Raw genomic sequence first — 14,215 nt, 5'->3', positions numbered from 1 at the left:
ACATCCCGTATAAGCGACGACCGTGCCGGGGCCAACGGGGGTGCGTCGTCACGCCTGCGTTATTTCGACCTCCCCGGCCTCACAGATCGATGGCCAGCAAAGCGCATCCCAAGGCCAGGATCGCGGCGAGCGGCGCGCCATGCGCCCGTTCGATGCCGCTCGACGAGGCAAGGTTTCCGGCCAGGCTCAGCCCAAACAGCCCGGCGAAGCCCCAGAGGATCGGGGCGAGCGCTGCGCGCGGCAGGACCGGCCAGAGGCCCAGCGCCTGCCCGACCGCCAAGCCCCCGACGGAGATGACCGGGATCGTCACCGCACTGGCCAACCGGAGCTTCCGCGGCAGGATCCGATGCTGTCCGCCCCAAGCCAATCTCCCGAGCGGCGCGCCAAGGGCCAGGGCCGCCTGAAACAGGAGCAGCCACCCGAAGGCCCCGAGGGCCAGCCATCCGAACACAGTCACGCTTCCGTTTCCTTTCCCGCAGACCGTCGCCTGACCCTACATACGCGCCTGTTGTCGCCACTCGGCCAAGGCGGCGTTCTCCTCGTTGCCCTCCGTGGGCCGCGCTTCGGCGTGATCCGCCGCCCGCCAGGCCGAATGGACCGGCTCCGGCCGCGGCGGCTCGGCGGGCGGGCGCGGGCCACGGGCGTAATGCAACTCCCTCGCGCCAAAGTAAAATCCCACGATCGCGCCCAGCAGCCACCAGAGCGGGTCGGGCACATAGCCCAGCCCCTCCATCCGCGCCGCGAATCCGACAGGCTCGGCCATCGCATAGACGAACAACGCCAGCGTCCCCAGCGCCAGCAACGGGCGCGGCAGCCGGTTGAGGCCGTCCAGCATCCGGTCGAAGCGCCCGCGCTTGGGCAGCGCGAACTCCGCCCCGAGCTGCTCCAGCGCCGCCCGCTGCGCGGCGTGCGCGAGTGCCTGGCCCTCGGTGGCGTTCGGCAAAAAGACCTCCGACAGGCCCTGTGCCGCACGGCCGAGCGAAGCGACCGCCCCGCTGCCGCGAATGAACCCGCCGATCACGCCCATGCCGCCACCCTTGCCTCATGCTGCGCCGTACTGAGATGGTGACGCGGGGAAATGAAGACCTCCGCGCGGGTAATCCAGCCGCCCTTCCCGCCATCTCGCCGCCGCGCGTATTTGCGGGAGGCCGGTCGCCGATCCGCCAGGGCGTAGTAATAGTTGCGGCGCGCAATCCCGTAAGCGTCCGCGATGTGATCCGGCGCCAGATCGGCGGCGACGGCCGCCGCCGCCGCCGTGCGAGGCCCGAGAACTCCATCCACGGCCACCGTCTGGCCCATCTGGTTGAGCAGTCTCTGAAGGATGCGGACCGCATGCGCCCCGGCATTCACATACATGTCGAAGACGCTCGCCTGGAGCACTTCTGGCAGGAGGCCGAGTCGGGGACGGTCGAAATAATGCTCGACGAAGATATCCGTGGCCTGCGCGCGGGTGAGGCGCCGCACATCCGCGCTGTCGACATCCCCGTCGCTATCCAGGTCCAGACCCAGGCGGCGCATGGTGTGGATGGTCACGCCGAACTTCGTCGCGCCGCCCGGATCGTCCGGGTCGTCCACGAAACCGCCCTCCCGGGCGACGATCTCTTCGGCGATGGATCGGACGGTCTGCATCGGTCGGGCCCCCTTCTGGCGATCGGAAATCCCGAGATCGCCCGGAGCAGTTAACGGGAGATGAACCGACCGCAGGGAGCGGGCGCAGAAAGCGCGCGCTCAGGCCCGGGGCGGACGCGGCCGGAAGGCAGGCAGCCGCCATCCGAAGCGGATCGAGCCCGCGCGCAACAGAAAGGTCATCCCGGTGCAGGCCGCCAGCGGCCAGAGCCCGTCCGCGCCCAGCTCCCGCATCGCGACGGCCGCGCCGGCCCCGGCCAGCGCCGCGGTCACATAGAGCTCGCCCGCCTTCAGCACCAAGGGGACCTCGTTGCAGACCACGTCCCGCATCAGACCGCCGAAGCAGCCCGTCACGATCCCCAAGACGATCTGTACCCAGACCGGTTGTTGCAAGCCATGGGCCACCGCCACCCCCGCGGCCACCGCGACCGAAAGCGCCACTGCGTCCAGCCAGACGATCACCGTGTGACGGGAGGCGACCAGATGATGCGTGAAGAAGACCACCACCGCCACGACCGCGGCCACGGCCACCGGCGCGGGCTCCGCCAGCCAGAACACCGGGTCGCGCCCGAGCAGCAGGTCCCGCACCGTGCCGCCGCCCACCGCGGTCAGGCAGGCCACGAAAATGAACCCGACCACGTCGAGCAGCGCCCGCGCCGCCACCAGCGCCCCCGTCACTGCAAAGACCAGCACCGCCGCGAGATCGAGAACGGAAATCAGCGTCATGGCCAGCACCGCTGGTCCGGGTGGGGATCGTGGTCGACGAACTCTTCCCGGATGGCGCGCAAGACCCGGCGTTGCCCCGCGAAAGAGACCGCCGCCAGCGCGTCGTCGAAGCTGAGCCAGGCCGCCGCGTCGTGCTCCGCGTTCAGCACGGGTTCCGCTGCCGGCGCCACGCGGGCCACGAAACAGGGCGCGATGGTGAAGGCGTCTCGGGCGGGCTCGTAGAACATCTCGTGGCAATCCGCCGACCAGAGCGAGTCGGGCACCAGCCCGGTCTCCTCCCGCGTCTCGCGCAGCGCGGCCTGCCACGCGGTCTCTCCGTCCTCGATCTCGCCCGAGACCTGCGCCCATGTCCCGACCGGCGGCGCGAGCCGCCGCAGCATCAGAAGCTCGGTGGCCGCCCCCACCCCGCGCAGAACGAAGACCGCAACGATCGGGATGGTCAGCGTCACCATCCCGCGCTCACCCGCGCGCCTTGAACGGCGCCATGCCGGCGCGGGCCAACTCGTCCGCGCGTTCGTTCTCGGGATGGCCGGCATGGCCCTTGACCCATTCCCATACGACATCGTGGCGTGCCTGCGCGGCATCCAGACGCCGCCACAGATCCTCGTTCTTCACCGGCTTCCGGGTCGAGGTCTTCCAGCCGTTCCGCTTCCAGCCATGCAGCCACGCGGTGATCCCGCCCTTCACATAAGCGCTGTCGGTCACGACGGTCAGGCGCGAGGGCCGCTCCAGCGCCTCCAGCGCGTGGATCGCGGCCAGCAATTCCATCCGGTTGTTCGTCGTGTTGGCCTCGCCGCCCTTCAGCTCCCGCTCCTTGAGGACGGCGTCGCCCTCCCGCGCGACCAGCAGCGCACCCCAGCCGCCCGGCCCCGGATTGCCCGAGCAGGCGCCGTCCGTATAGGCGAACAGCTCAGCCACGGGCCGTCACCGTGACAAAAGGGTCGTCGGTCCCCGCAAGCCCCTTCGCGCGGCCGGTCCGCACCTGGACGAGTGTCAGACCGGCCACCTCCAGCCATCCGGTCAGCTCCGCCTCCGAGACATAGGCGTAATGGCGCCCCAGCGCGTCGCGCCCCTCGCCGCTGCCGAGCTTCATCCCGACATAAGCCACGCCCCCTGGCCGCAAAGCCCGGGCCATTCGGCCGATGAGGTCTGGCAGTTCCGACCGCCGGGCATGCAGCAGCGAAAAGCTCGCCCAGATGCCGTCATAGACGCCCTCGGCCTCCAAATCCTCGAACACCGCGAGGCGGGTCGTCACGCCCGCATGCCGCCCCGCCAAGGCGACCATCTCGGGCGAGGCATCCCAGGCGTCCACGGCGAAGCCCTGGCCCGCCAGCCAGCCCGCCATCCCGCCGGGGCCGCAGCCGAGATCCAGGACCCGCCCGCCCTCGGGCAGCAGCGCCGCGAAGGCCTCCAGATCGCGTGGCAGCTCGGCATCGAACGCGGCGGCATAGGCAGCGGCCTGCGCGTCGTAGACCTCTAGGGTCTTCGCATCACTCACAACGTCACCGGCAGCAGGCAAAGCACGACGCCCGTCGTCAGCAGAACGCGCAGCTTCATCCACCAGGCCGGCGCCAGACCCTGGTTCCAGAACAGCCAGTCCAGCCCCAGCAGGCCCAGGAACCCCGCGATCAGCGCCATCGCCGCCGAGACCGGTCCGCCGCCCACCATGAAGAAGGCCCACAGCGCCGGCAAAGTCGATAGGGCATAACCCGAGGCCGCCACGCCGCCCTCGGCCCGCGTGGCGAAGCCCCAGAGCACGCCCGACATGAAGGAAAGGATCACCGTCCCGTAGGACAGCCCCACATAGGGCCCGATGAATCGCGGCCCGATCAGGCCCATGGTCAGCTCCGCCGTCCCGGGCACCCACATGGTCACCACCCCCCAGGCGAAGGGGAGCAGACCCGCGAGGCCCAGCAGCAATGCAGAAGGCGGGATACGGTCGTCGAACATGGGCGGGGGATGCCACGGCGAACCGGTCGAGGAAAGGGGCCACCGCCCCCCTGCGGCGTCAAGGCGAGCCGCCACCACCCGCGCAGTGCGTCTCGCCCGCCGGGGAGCCGCCTTCAACAGGCCGGACGCGGCTTGGGCCGCGGATCGATCCGCCGCTTATGACTGGTCGAACCAGCCCGGCACCCTGACGGCCCTTTGTCGATGGGTCACGGCATCTCTCCGAATCCCAGCCGTGCCCCCCCCCCGAGCCGGATACGCCAGGGGCGGCTCACTTCGTCATGCGCCCGCCCGCGACCAGGGTCGGATCGGCCGCGCTCAGGATGGTCTCCTCCGACGGGGCGCTGCCCGGAGCCACGCCGGTCGTGACCCCGCCGAAGCCGTAGCGCCCGCGCATGATCAGGATCGCCCGTGCGCCAAGCAGCAGCGAAAGCCGCGCGCCGCGCCGACCCGGATCGGTCGCGAGCATGCCCCACCAGCATTCCGATCGAGCTTGGGCGTGTTCGGGCCGCATGAAGGCCGCGGCCCCTGCGCAGGACACGACGCGGCCCACCCCGTCTCGCGCGATCAGGCAGACGCCCTGCTCGTCCCGTCCCGTCAGCACAGCCAGCGCGGGCGGCAGCACGCCGCAGGATCACGCCATCGACGCGAAAGCATCCAGCGTCGAGCCGGGCGTCTACGCGTCGATCTCTTCGACGGTCAGATCCTCGGGCAGGACAATCTCCTGCTCCAGGGCCTCCGCGCGCCGCACGGTCTCGTCCCCGCCGACCCAACGGGCGTAATGCGTGACCGTGAGCCCGGCTTTCTCCACCTCCGCCCGCAATCTCGAAAGGCGCGCATTGGGCATGCGCGCATTATTGCTGCTGCCCTGCACCCGCGCGAGCGCGACAAGCCGCTCGATCCCCTGCTCCTCCGGTTCGAGCAACCCCACCGTTCGCCCATAATAGGTGAAGGCGGGATCGACCCGGGTCAGGACATGGATCGCCTGTCCCCGCGCCAGCAACGCGCGCTGCGCCTCGGTCCCAAGATAGTCGGTCATCTGGCCTCCCCCTTCACACCACCACCGGAGGAGAGGGCGCGAGGTCACGCCGGTTCGCGCAACACCCGTGGCACCTTGAATTCGACGTTCTCCTCCGCCGTCACCACCGGCACCTCGGTGACGTCGTAGCGCGCCTTGAACGCGTCGATCACCTCGGCGATGAGGACCTCGGGGGCCGAGGCCCCGGCCGTGATCCCGACAGACCGCACCCCTTCCAAGGCGCGCCAGTCGATATCGGCCGCCCGCTGGACCAGCTGCGCATAGCTGCATCCCGCACGGGCTCCGACCTCGACAAGGCGCTTGGAATTGGAGGAATTGGGCGCGCCGACCACGAGGATCGCATCGCAGAGCGGCGCCATCGCCTTGACCGCCTCCTGGCGGTTGGTGGTGGCGTAGCAGATGTCTTCCTTGTGGGGGCCGACGATGGCGGGGAAGCGCGCCTTCAGGGCCGCCACGACCTCCGCTGTGTCGTCCACCGAGAGCGTCGTCTGCGTGATGAAGGCCAGCCGCTCCGGGTCGCGCGGCGTCAGGCCGGCCACATCCTCCGGCGTCTCGACCAGCAGGACTTCCCCCTCGGGCAACTGCCCCATCGTCCCCACGGTTTCGGGGTGTCCTGCATGGCCGATCATGACCATCTGCAAGCCGTTCTCGTGGTGGCGCGCGGCCTCGATATGGACCTTCGACACAAGCGGGCAGGTCGCGTCGACATAGACCATCTCCCGCGCCTGGGCGGCCGCGGGCACGGATTTCGGCACGCCATGGGCGGAAAAGATGACCGGCCGATCCTCGGGGCACTCGTCGAGCTCTTCCACGAAGACCGCGCCCTTCTCCCGCAGCCCGTCCACCACGAAGCGGTTATGCACGATCTCGTGGCGCACATAGACCGGCGCGCCCCATTTCTGCAGCGCCATCTCGACGATCTTGATCGCCCGGTCCACGCCCGCGCAAAAGCCGCGCGGCGCGGCAAGGTGAAGGCTGAGGGGCGGCTTGGTCATAAGGCAGGCTCCGTCCGTGTCGCCCCGGTCTAAGCGTCCCGCCCCGCGCGGTAAAGGCGGCTAGTCGCTCAGTCGGTCGCCCAGGGCCAGCCGCGCGCCGTTGATCCAGGCGCCGGCCTCCATCGGCCCGCGCCCGGCCGGCTGCACCTCCAGAAGGGCGACGGCCCCCTGCCCCGCGGCCACGGTCGGCGGATCGAGCGCAAGCAAGGTGCCCGGCATTCCCTCGCCCGCGACGGCCTGCGCGCGCAACAGCTTCAGCCGCGCGCCGCCATGCTGGACATGGGCGCCGGGAAAGGGCGACAACCCGTTGATCTGCCGCGCCACGATGTCCGCGGCGTTGTCCCAGTTCAGCGCCGCCTCGGTCTTGTCGATCTTGTCGGCATAGGTCACGCCCTCCTCCGGCTGCGCCACCGGGGACAGCGCGTCGAGCGCGGGCAGCGCCTGGGCCACCATCCGCGCGCCCATCTGCGACAGTCGGTCATGCAGATCGCCCGTCGTATCGGTCGGCCCGATATCGGTCGCCTCCCGCATCAGGACCGGCCCGGTATCGAGCCCCGCCTCCATCTGCATCAGGCATACGCCCGTGCGCGTGTCTCCCGCCATCACCGCCCGGTGGATCGGCGCCGCGCCCCGCCAGCGCGGCAGAAGCGACGCATGCACGTTCAGACAGCCGCGCGCGGGCGCGTCCAGCACCGCCTGCGGCAGGATAAGCCCGTAGGCAACGACGACCGCAACCTCGGCATCGAGCGCCGCAAAGGCCGCCTGCACCTCCGCATCGCGGAGCGAAACGGGATGCCGCACCTCCAGCCCCAACGCTTCGGCGCGGGCCTGGACCGGCGAGGGCCGCGTCTTCTTGCCCCGGCCCGCCGGGCGCGGCGGCTGGGTGTAGACGGCGACGAGCTCGTGCTCGGCGGCGATGGCCTCCAGGATCGGGACGGAGAAATCCGGCGTTCCCATGAAGATCACGCGCATCTCACGTCCTCCGCAATTTCTCGTATTTCTTCAGGATCATGTCGCGCCGCGTCTTGGACAAGCGGTGGATGTAGAGCTTGCCGTCGAGATGGTCGATCTGGTGCTGCACCGAGGTCGCCCGCAGCAGAACGAACTCCTCCTCACGCGCGGCGCCAGTCTCATCGAGATAGGCCACCGTCACGGCACGCGGCCGCTTCAGCTTGGCCGAGACGCCGGGCAGGTTGGGCGAGGCCTCCTCATGTTCGCGCAAGATCGTGGACGCGTGCAGGATGCGCGGATTGGCGAGATAGGTCACCCCGGTCCCGTCATCGACGATCGCGAGCCGCAGCGGGATGCCCAGTTGCGGCGCCGCGAGGCCCACGCCCGGCATAGCGCGCATGGCGTCGACCATCTCGGCCCAGATCGCTCGGGTTTCGTCGGTGACGGCATCGACCGGCTCCGAAGGACGGGTCAGGCGCGGGTCGGGCCAGAAGAGGAAGGGACGATGAGCCATGGCGGCGCTTTTGGGCCAAGCGCGCGCCCGGGTCCAGACGGTGCGATCCATCCGTCGATCCCCGTTTTTCGGACCCGGCGCGCGCCCTGCCCCAACGTCATCTCCCAAAGGTCGGCCCAGGGCGGCCGGAGACCCTCCGGCACGGCAGCTTGACGCTCCAAGACCGAGGCCATCGAGACCGTCCGGCCCTGGACGGAGACCAGCCTGGGGCAACGGCTCAACGGCGCGCCTATCGGGCGCAGGCGTTGTCACACCGCACGCACGCGGACCGGCGGGTATGGGCGCGGCGCCTGGACCATCATCCGCAAAGCCTCGGCGGCCGACACCGGCTTGCCGAACAGGAAGCCCTGCATCTGATCGCAATCCAGCCGCGCCAGCATCTCGCGCTGCGCCTCCGTCTCGACGCCCTCGGCCACCACGGTCATGCCAAGCTTCCGGCCCAGCAGCCCGATGATCTCGATGATCTCGGCATGTTTCGGGCTCTCGAAACTGTAGCCCTCCAGGAAGACCCGATCGATCTTGAGCTTGTCGAAGCTGAAGCGGAACAGATAGCTGAGGCTCGAATAGCCGGTCCCGAAGTCGTCCAGCGCCAGCGACAGACCCAGCGCCTTGAGGCCGACGAGATGATCGGTCACCCGTTCCTCGTCGCCGATCAGCAGGCTTTCAGTCACCTCCAATTCCAGCCGGGATGGGGGGAAGCCCGTGCTTTCGAGACAGGCCGCGACCCGCTCGACCAAGTCGGACCGTCGGAACTGCGCGGGCGACAGATTGACGGAAACGAACCGATCCGCGGGCCAGTCGGTCGCGATCCGGATCGCCCGAACCAGGGCTTCCATGCCGATATCGTGGATCTGGCCCGAGCGTTCCGCCGCGGGAATGAACTCCGTCGGAGAGATCGGCGCGCCGTTTTCGTCGCGCATCCGCAAGAGCGCCTCGAAGCCCACCACCCGCGCATCGGCGGCGGCGACGATCGGTTGGAAATAGAGTTCCATCCGCCCGCTCTCCCATGCGCCGTGCAGGGCGCGCTCGACCGCCTGCCGGCGGCGATCCTGCGCGTCGAGTGACGGCCGATGGGCCGCGACGCCTCCGCGTCCCTGTGCCTTGGCTTGGCGCAAGGCCAGGGTCGCACGACGCAGCGCCTCCGGCGCGCTTTGGCCCACCCTCGCGACGTAATGGCCGATGCTGACCGTTGCCGCTGCAGGGCCAGCGACGCCCGGCATGTCCCGCCGCATGGCGGCCTGCAACCCTGCGGCCAGGGCCGCGAGCCCGGTGGTCGTTGCCCCGGGCACGACAGCGACGAAGCGGTCTCCGGCCACGCGTCCCACCGTGTCGCCGGCACGAAGCCGCGCCGTCAGACAGCCAGCCACGGCGCGGAGATAGTCGTCGCCCGCCTGGGTTCCGGCTGCGTCGTTGAGCACGTGCAGACGGTCGATGTCGACCGAAAGGAGGCCGACCGTCGGCGGCCCAGCGCCTTTGGGGTCGAGCGCCGCCTCGAGCGCCTCATGCAAGGCCAACCTGTTGAAGACATTTGTTAATGCATCGGTCTTTCCCGAGGCCTGCCGGTGCTGCCTTGGCGCCAGCCACTGCAAATGAAAGGCGACGACCAGCAGCAGCGACGCGCAGAGCGTGGCAAGACCGATCCCAAGGATCCTGACGGTCCGCAGAAGCGCGTCATGCCCCGCCGCCTGGGTCGCGACGAGGCCAACGATGCCGGTCAGGCTGCCTGCCCGGTCGCGCTGGGGGAGGTAGGCGACGGCCTGCGGGCTCATCCCCGGAGGCCGCTCGACAAGGGTCACCACCGGCGCGTCACCGGTCGCAACAGCAGAGAGCGTGGAAGGGTCCACGCGCCCGAATTCCGTGGTGCCGGGACTGACCGGATGGCCGTCCACATCGAAGCCATGGATCTCGATCGCCGGAAAATGGGGCGCTTCCGATGGCGGCAGCTCCGCCGGCAAGGGGCCCTGCCACAGCCAAGCGTCCGTCAGCCCAGGCTGCTCTGACAGGAGGTCTGCCAAATGCGCCACCTCGCGCACCGAATCGCGGGCAATGGCGGCCGAGACCGCACGCTGGATCAGCAAATCGGCTGTGAACACAAAGAGGGCGACCAGCGCGAGCATGGCGACCCCCCGTGCATCCGGGAACGTGAAAGCCTGCCATCTCGGCGCCATCTCGCATCCGTTCGATCCTTGCCGCCCCTGGCTAGCGAGCCAATCGATAACGAAGTCCTAATTCGTTCCGGTTTTCGCCCGACAAATGCCGCCAAGCCACCGCAATTCAGGCCACGGGATCGTGATCCAGGATCAGAATGCCGTCGAGATGGTCCATCTCATGCTGCACGCAGGCCGCGGCAAAGCCCTGGAAGACCTCGCGCCGCCGCCCGGAGGGTCCGTCGAAGGCCAGCGTCACGATCTCGGCCCGCGCCACGCGCCGTGCCTGACCGGGGATCGAGAGGCAGGCCTCCTCGCTCACCTGCCGACCCTCCGACGCGACGATCTCGGGGTTCACGAAGACCCGCGGATCCGGCAGCCCGTCCTTCCAACTCGCATCCATCACGAAGAGACGCTCGGCCACGCCGATCTGCGGCGCGGCCAGACCCCGGCCCGGCGCGGCATACATCGCGACCAGCATGTCGCGCGCCAGCGCGGTCGGATCTCCGGTCACGGGGGTGCAGCGCAGGCGCAGGACAGGGTCGGGATGGCGGAGGATTTCGAGCATGACCCCAAGCTGGCCCATCGCCGCCGCCCCCGCAAGCGGCGACGCTCAGGCCCGGAGCCAGGCGCTGCGGTTCGGGACCGGGCCCATCATGTGCGCGATCCAGGCAGCCCGCTCCCGCGCGATGACCTCCAGTTCCCAGACGCAGGCCAGGAGCGGCCGGTCCGTCAGAAGCTCGAACGGATCCGCATCCATGTCAGCACGGGCCAATCGCTGGCACAGGATATCCCCATGCGCCCACCAATCCATCAGCAGCCACACGCCTTCGGCCCCGCGATGCAGCACGCAAAAGGCGGCCCCCTCGCTGCCGCCCTCTTCGGCCATGGCGGCCGGGAGAACCTCCGCGACGCAGGCCCAAGCGGACGCGAGCAAGGCACCGGGCGGCGCCGCCTGCCCTTGCAGATCGATCCAGTGCATCTTGATCGGGATGCCGAACGCCTCGCGGTCGGGCAGCCGCGCTGTCAGGCGCGGCGCATAGACCTCAGCCACGGGCCCGCTCGCGCTTCAGCTTCATCATCTTGCGGGTAATCAGCTGGCGCTTGAGCGGCTTGAGGTAGTCGATGAAGAGCTTGCCGTCCAAATGGTCGATCTCGTGCTGCACGCAGGTCGCCCAGAGCCCATTCATATCCTCCGACACCTCGTTGCCGTCGGCATCGATCCAGCGCACCGTGACTTCGGCGGGGCGCGTCACCTCGGCGAACTGCTCCGGGATCGACAAACAGCCCTCTTCATAGGTGCTGGTCTCGTCCGAGGCGGCGACGATCTCGGGGTTGAACATGGCGAGCGGGCGCGGCGCCGCCCCCTCCTCCTTGACGCAATCGAGCACGATCAGCCGGGCATCGACCCCGATCTGCGGCGCGGCCAGCCCGATGCCCGGCGCGTCGTACATCGTCTCGAGCATGTCGTCGGCCAGCCCCCGCAGCTCGTCGGAGATGTCGGAGACCGGCTTCGCCACCTTTTTGAGACGCGGGTCGGGATGGATGAGGATCGGGCGCTTCATGATGAGCGCGAGATAAGCGCGCGCGCGCGGCCGCGCAACCGCACCGTGCATCGGCGCGTCTTGCCCTCCGGGGGAGGTGGTGCCACATCCGGCGCGTCCACCACCAGGAGACCCGCATGACCGCCGCCCCGCGTTTCGACAAGACTGCCGACCCCCGCTTCGATCAGATCATCGACCGCCGCGGCACGAATTGCGTGAAGTGGGACCGCATGGAGGCCGTCTATGGCGTCCCGGCCGAGGACGGACTGGCGATGTGGGTGGCGGACATGGACTTCCGCCCGCCCGCCTGCGTCACCGACGCGCTGCGCGCGATGCTGGATCATGGCATCTTCGGCTATTCGGGCGACGACACCGCCTATCGCGACGCGATCCGCTGGTGGGGCAAGGAACGCCACGGCGAGGAGGTCAGCCGCGAAGCGATCTTCTCGACCCACGGGCTGGTCAACGGCACGGGCATCTGCGTCGATACCTGGACCGAGCCGGGCGATGGCGTCGTCCTATTCACGCCTGTCTATCACGCCTTCGCCCGCGTCATCAAAGCGGCCGGGCGCCGCGTGATCGAATGCGATCTCGCCTATGACGGCACCCGCTATAGCTGTGACTTCGACGCCTGGGACGCGCAGATGGAGGGCAGCGGCGCCAAGCTGATGATCCTCTGCTCGCCCCACAATCCCAATGGCCGCGTCTGGACCGCCGAGGAACTGGCCGGCTTCGCCGCCTTCGCCAAGCGCCACGACCTGATCCTAGTCTCGGACGAGATCCACCGCGACATCGTCTTCCCCGGCAACCGCTTCCTGCCGATGTCCTCCATCGAGGGCGTCCGCGACCGGCTGGTGTCGATGACCTCGACCAACAAGACCTTCAACATCCCGGGCAGCCATATCGGCAACGTGGTGATCGAGGACGAGAGCCTGCGCGCCGCCTTCGCGGCCCGTATGGCGGGGCTCGGCATCTCGCCCAACAGCTTCGGTCTGGAGATGGTGCGCGCCGCCTATTCGCCGGAAGGCGCGGCCTGGGTCGACGATCTGGTCGCCTATATCGACGGCAATCGCCGGATCTTCGACGAGGGCATCGCCGCCATTCCCGGCGTGACCTCGGTGCCGCTGGAGGCGACCTATCTCTCCTGGGTCGATTTCTCGGGCACCGGCATGACGCGGGAAGAGTTCACCGCGCGGGTGGAGCACGATGCCCGCATCGCCACCAATCACGGCACCAGCTTCGGCAGCGGCGGCGACAACTTCCTGCGCTTCAACCTCGGCATGGCGCGCAGCCGGATCGTGGAGGCGGTGGAACGCCTGCAAAAGGCGTTCGGCGACCTGCAATAGTCGCCACCCGCGCCCCGCGCCCTACCTCCGCCCCGTCCCCCAAGGCGGAGCACGCGATGACCGACAGACCCGATTTCGGCCGCCCCGTGGCCGTTCCTTCCGGCCGCTTCACGCGAATGGGGCGGCTGGGCCGCATGACCCTGGGCGTCGCCGGCTCCATGGCGGCGGGCGGCGCGGGCGAGCTGCTGCGCGGTCGCCGTCCCGCCCGGCGCGATCTGCTGCTGACACCCGGCAATCTGCGCCGCGTCGCCGACGAACTGGCCCGGATGCGCGGCGCGGCCATGAAGATGGGGCAGCTTTTGTCGATGGACACGGGCGAGATGCTCCCGCCCGAGCTCTCCGAGATCATGGCCCGCCTGCGCGCCGAAGCCGATTTCATGCCCCCCGCGCAGTTGAAGAAGGTGCTCGCCGCCGAGTGGCCCCGAGACTGGCTGCGCCACTTCGCCCGATTCGACGTCCGACCGATCGCCGCCGCCTCCATCGGGCAGGTCCACCGCGCGCAGCTCAAGGACGGGCGGGATGTCGCGGTGAAGGTCCAGTATCCGGGCGTGGCGGGCAGCATCGACAGCGACGTGGCCAATGTCGCGGCTCTGGTGCGCATGTCTGGCCTGATCCCGGCGGGATTCGATCTGGTTCCCTATGTCGAGGAAGCGCGGCTGCAACTGCACGCCGAGACGGATTACGAGGCCGAGGGCGCCCATATGGCCCGCTTCGCCGAACTCCTGTCCGGCGATGACCGCTTTGCCGTCCCGCAGCGCCATGACAACTGGACCACGCCGCGCATCCTGGCCATGTCCTACCTGGACAGCCGCCCGCTGGAGACGCTGGAGACCGCCCCCCAGGCCGAGCGGGATGCCGTGGCGACCGCGCTTCTGGATTTGCTCTTCCGCGAACTCTTCGACTTCGCGCTGATGCAGACCGACCCCAATCTCGCGAATTACCGCTACGATCCGGAGCGGTCGCGGATCGTCCTGCTCGATTTCGGCGCCACGCGGGCGCTCAGTGAGACGACCGTGGCGCAGTACCGGGATCTGATGCGCGCGGGTCTCTCGGGGGATGCGGACGCGGTCCGGGAGGCGGCGCAAGCGATCGGGTTTCTGGACGAGACCGTCACCGCCGACCATGCGGCCCGAATCCTGTCGATGATGGAGATGGTCTTCGCCCCGTTGCGATCCGGCCTCTACGATTTCGGCGATCCGGCGCTGTCCCGCCGCCTCCAGGCCGAGGGCATGGCACTGGGCGAAAACGGATTCGTCCCCCCGCCCCTGCCGATCGACGCGCTGTTCCTGCAACGCAAGATCGCTGGGCTCTTCCTGATCTGTGCCAAGCTGCGCGCCCGCGTCGACGTCGCAGGCCTGCTGCGGCCACATATATGAGGGG

The 14,215-nt window shown here is 69.3% G+C and carries 19 protein-coding genes; 2 read left to right on the top strand and 17 right to left on the bottom strand.

Going from position 1 to position 14,215, the window contains the following annotated elements:
• Nucleotides 1-79: 79 nt before the first annotated feature.
• The 17 genes from DTQ71_RS10485 to def (DTQ71_RS10405) all read right to left on the bottom strand — a co-directional run bounded on the left by DTQ71_RS10485 (nt 80) and on the right by def (DTQ71_RS10405) (nt 11,510).
• Nucleotides 80-457, bottom strand: coding sequence for a hypothetical protein (locus tag DTQ71_RS10485; protein WP_146204838.1), 378 nt, complete (start codon nt 455-457; stop codon nt 80-82).
• Nucleotides 458-493: 36 nt separating this feature from the next.
• Nucleotides 494-1,027: a holin family protein gene (locus DTQ71_RS10480; RefSeq protein WP_109564249.1), complete on the bottom strand. Its 534-nt coding sequence runs from the start codon at nt 1,025-1,027 to the stop codon at nt 494-496.
• The gene (locus DTQ71_RS10475; RefSeq protein WP_109564248.1) at nt 1,018-1,629 is read right to left on the bottom strand and encodes a holin-associated N-acetylmuramidase; all 612 of its coding nucleotides are present in this window, start codon (nt 1,627-1,629) and stop codon (nt 1,018-1,020) included. The genes DTQ71_RS10480 and DTQ71_RS10475 overlap by 10 nt, the downstream gene beginning before the upstream one ends.
• 99 nt (nt 1,630-1,728) lie before the next feature.
• Nucleotides 1,729-2,352, bottom strand: a complete 624-nt coding sequence (locus tag DTQ71_RS10470; RefSeq protein ID WP_109564502.1) for a trimeric intracellular cation channel family protein — start codon at nt 2,350-2,352, stop codon at nt 1,729-1,731.
• Nucleotides 2,349-2,804, bottom strand: coding sequence for an NUDIX hydrolase (locus DTQ71_RS10465; RefSeq protein ID WP_109564247.1), 456 nt, complete (start codon nt 2,802-2,804; stop codon nt 2,349-2,351). Before DTQ71_RS10465 ends, DTQ71_RS10470 begins: the two co-directional genes overlap by 4 nt.
• A 7-nt stretch (nt 2,805-2,811) precedes the next feature.
• Nucleotides 2,812-3,270: a ribonuclease HI gene (gene rnhA, locus DTQ71_RS10460; RefSeq protein WP_109564246.1), complete on the bottom strand. Its 459-nt coding sequence runs from the start codon at nt 3,268-3,270 to the stop codon at nt 2,812-2,814.
• On the bottom strand, nt 3,263-3,850 hold the full coding sequence (locus DTQ71_RS10455; protein ID WP_109564245.1) for a class I SAM-dependent methyltransferase: 588 nt from the start codon (nt 3,848-3,850) through the stop codon (nt 3,263-3,265). Before DTQ71_RS10455 ends, rnhA begins: the two co-directional genes overlap by 8 nt.
• On the bottom strand, nt 3,847-4,302 hold the full coding sequence (locus DTQ71_RS10450; RefSeq protein WP_109564244.1) for a DUF3429 domain-containing protein: 456 nt from the start codon (nt 4,300-4,302) through the stop codon (nt 3,847-3,849). The genes DTQ71_RS10455 and DTQ71_RS10450 overlap by 4 nt, the downstream gene beginning before the upstream one ends.
• A gap of 268 nt (nt 4,303-4,570) precedes the next feature.
• Nucleotides 4,571-4,924: a hypothetical protein gene (locus tag DTQ71_RS10445; RefSeq protein WP_109564243.1), complete on the bottom strand. Its 354-nt coding sequence runs from the start codon at nt 4,922-4,924 to the stop codon at nt 4,571-4,573.
• A gap of 51 nt (nt 4,925-4,975) precedes the next feature.
• Entirely contained in the window at nt 4,976-5,338 is a 363-nt protein-coding gene (locus tag DTQ71_RS10440; protein WP_109564242.1) for a hypothetical protein, read from the bottom strand.
• Between the two features lie 44 nt (nt 5,339-5,382).
• The gene (gene ispH / locus DTQ71_RS10435; RefSeq protein ID WP_109564241.1) at nt 5,383-6,333 is read right to left on the bottom strand and encodes a 4-hydroxy-3-methylbut-2-enyl diphosphate reductase; all 951 of its coding nucleotides are present in this window, start codon (nt 6,331-6,333) and stop codon (nt 5,383-5,385) included.
• Between the two features lie 60 nt (nt 6,334-6,393).
• On the bottom strand, nt 6,394-7,305 hold the full coding sequence (gene fmt, locus DTQ71_RS10430) for a methionyl-tRNA formyltransferase (RefSeq protein WP_109564240.1): 912 nt from the start codon (nt 7,303-7,305) through the stop codon (nt 6,394-6,396).
• A gap of 1 nt (nt 7,306) precedes the next feature.
• Nucleotides 7,307-7,798, bottom strand: coding sequence for a peptide deformylase (locus DTQ71_RS10425; protein WP_109564501.1), 492 nt, complete (start codon nt 7,796-7,798; stop codon nt 7,307-7,309).
• Between the two features lie 248 nt (nt 7,799-8,046).
• Nucleotides 8,047-9,915 (bottom strand): putative bifunctional diguanylate cyclase/phosphodiesterase, encoded by a 1,869-nt coding sequence (locus DTQ71_RS10420; protein WP_170125396.1) that lies wholly within the window; start codon nt 9,913-9,915, stop codon nt 8,047-8,049.
• A 157-nt stretch (nt 9,916-10,072) separates the two neighbouring features.
• Nucleotides 10,073-10,513 (bottom strand): peptide deformylase, encoded by a 441-nt coding sequence (gene def / locus DTQ71_RS10415; RefSeq protein WP_109564500.1) that lies wholly within the window; start codon nt 10,511-10,513, stop codon nt 10,073-10,075.
• A 45-nt stretch (nt 10,514-10,558) separates the two neighbouring features.
• Entirely contained in the window at nt 10,559-10,999 is a 441-nt protein-coding gene (locus DTQ71_RS10410) for a hypothetical protein (protein WP_109564238.1), read from the bottom strand.
• Nucleotides 10,992-11,510 (bottom strand): peptide deformylase, encoded by a 519-nt coding sequence (gene def, locus DTQ71_RS10405; RefSeq protein WP_109564499.1) that lies wholly within the window; start codon nt 11,508-11,510, stop codon nt 10,992-10,994. Before def (DTQ71_RS10405) ends, DTQ71_RS10410 begins: the two co-directional genes overlap by 8 nt.
• A gap of 116 nt (nt 11,511-11,626) precedes the next feature.
• Here def (DTQ71_RS10405) and DTQ71_RS10400 point away from each other — a divergent pair, with 116 nt between their 5' ends.
• Together DTQ71_RS10400 and DTQ71_RS10395 are read left to right on the top strand one after the other, a co-directional pair.
• Entirely contained in the window at nt 11,627-12,835 is a 1,209-nt protein-coding gene (locus DTQ71_RS10400) for a MalY/PatB family protein (RefSeq protein WP_109564237.1), read from the top strand.
• A gap of 56 nt (nt 12,836-12,891) precedes the next feature.
• Complete coding sequence (locus DTQ71_RS10395; protein WP_109564236.1) at nt 12,892-14,211, top strand: ABC1 kinase family protein; 1,320 nt, start codon at nt 12,892-12,894, stop codon at nt 14,209-14,211.
• Nucleotides 14,212-14,215: the final 4 nt, after the last annotated feature.

Source organism: Jannaschia seohaensis, assembly GCF_900116765.1.
GTDB classification, from domain to species: domain Bacteria; phylum Pseudomonadota; class Alphaproteobacteria; order Rhodobacterales; family Rhodobacteraceae; genus Jannaschia; species Jannaschia seohaensis.
Note: the sequence above shows the minus strand (reverse complement) of the source record. Positions and strands in the feature narration are given on the sequence as shown.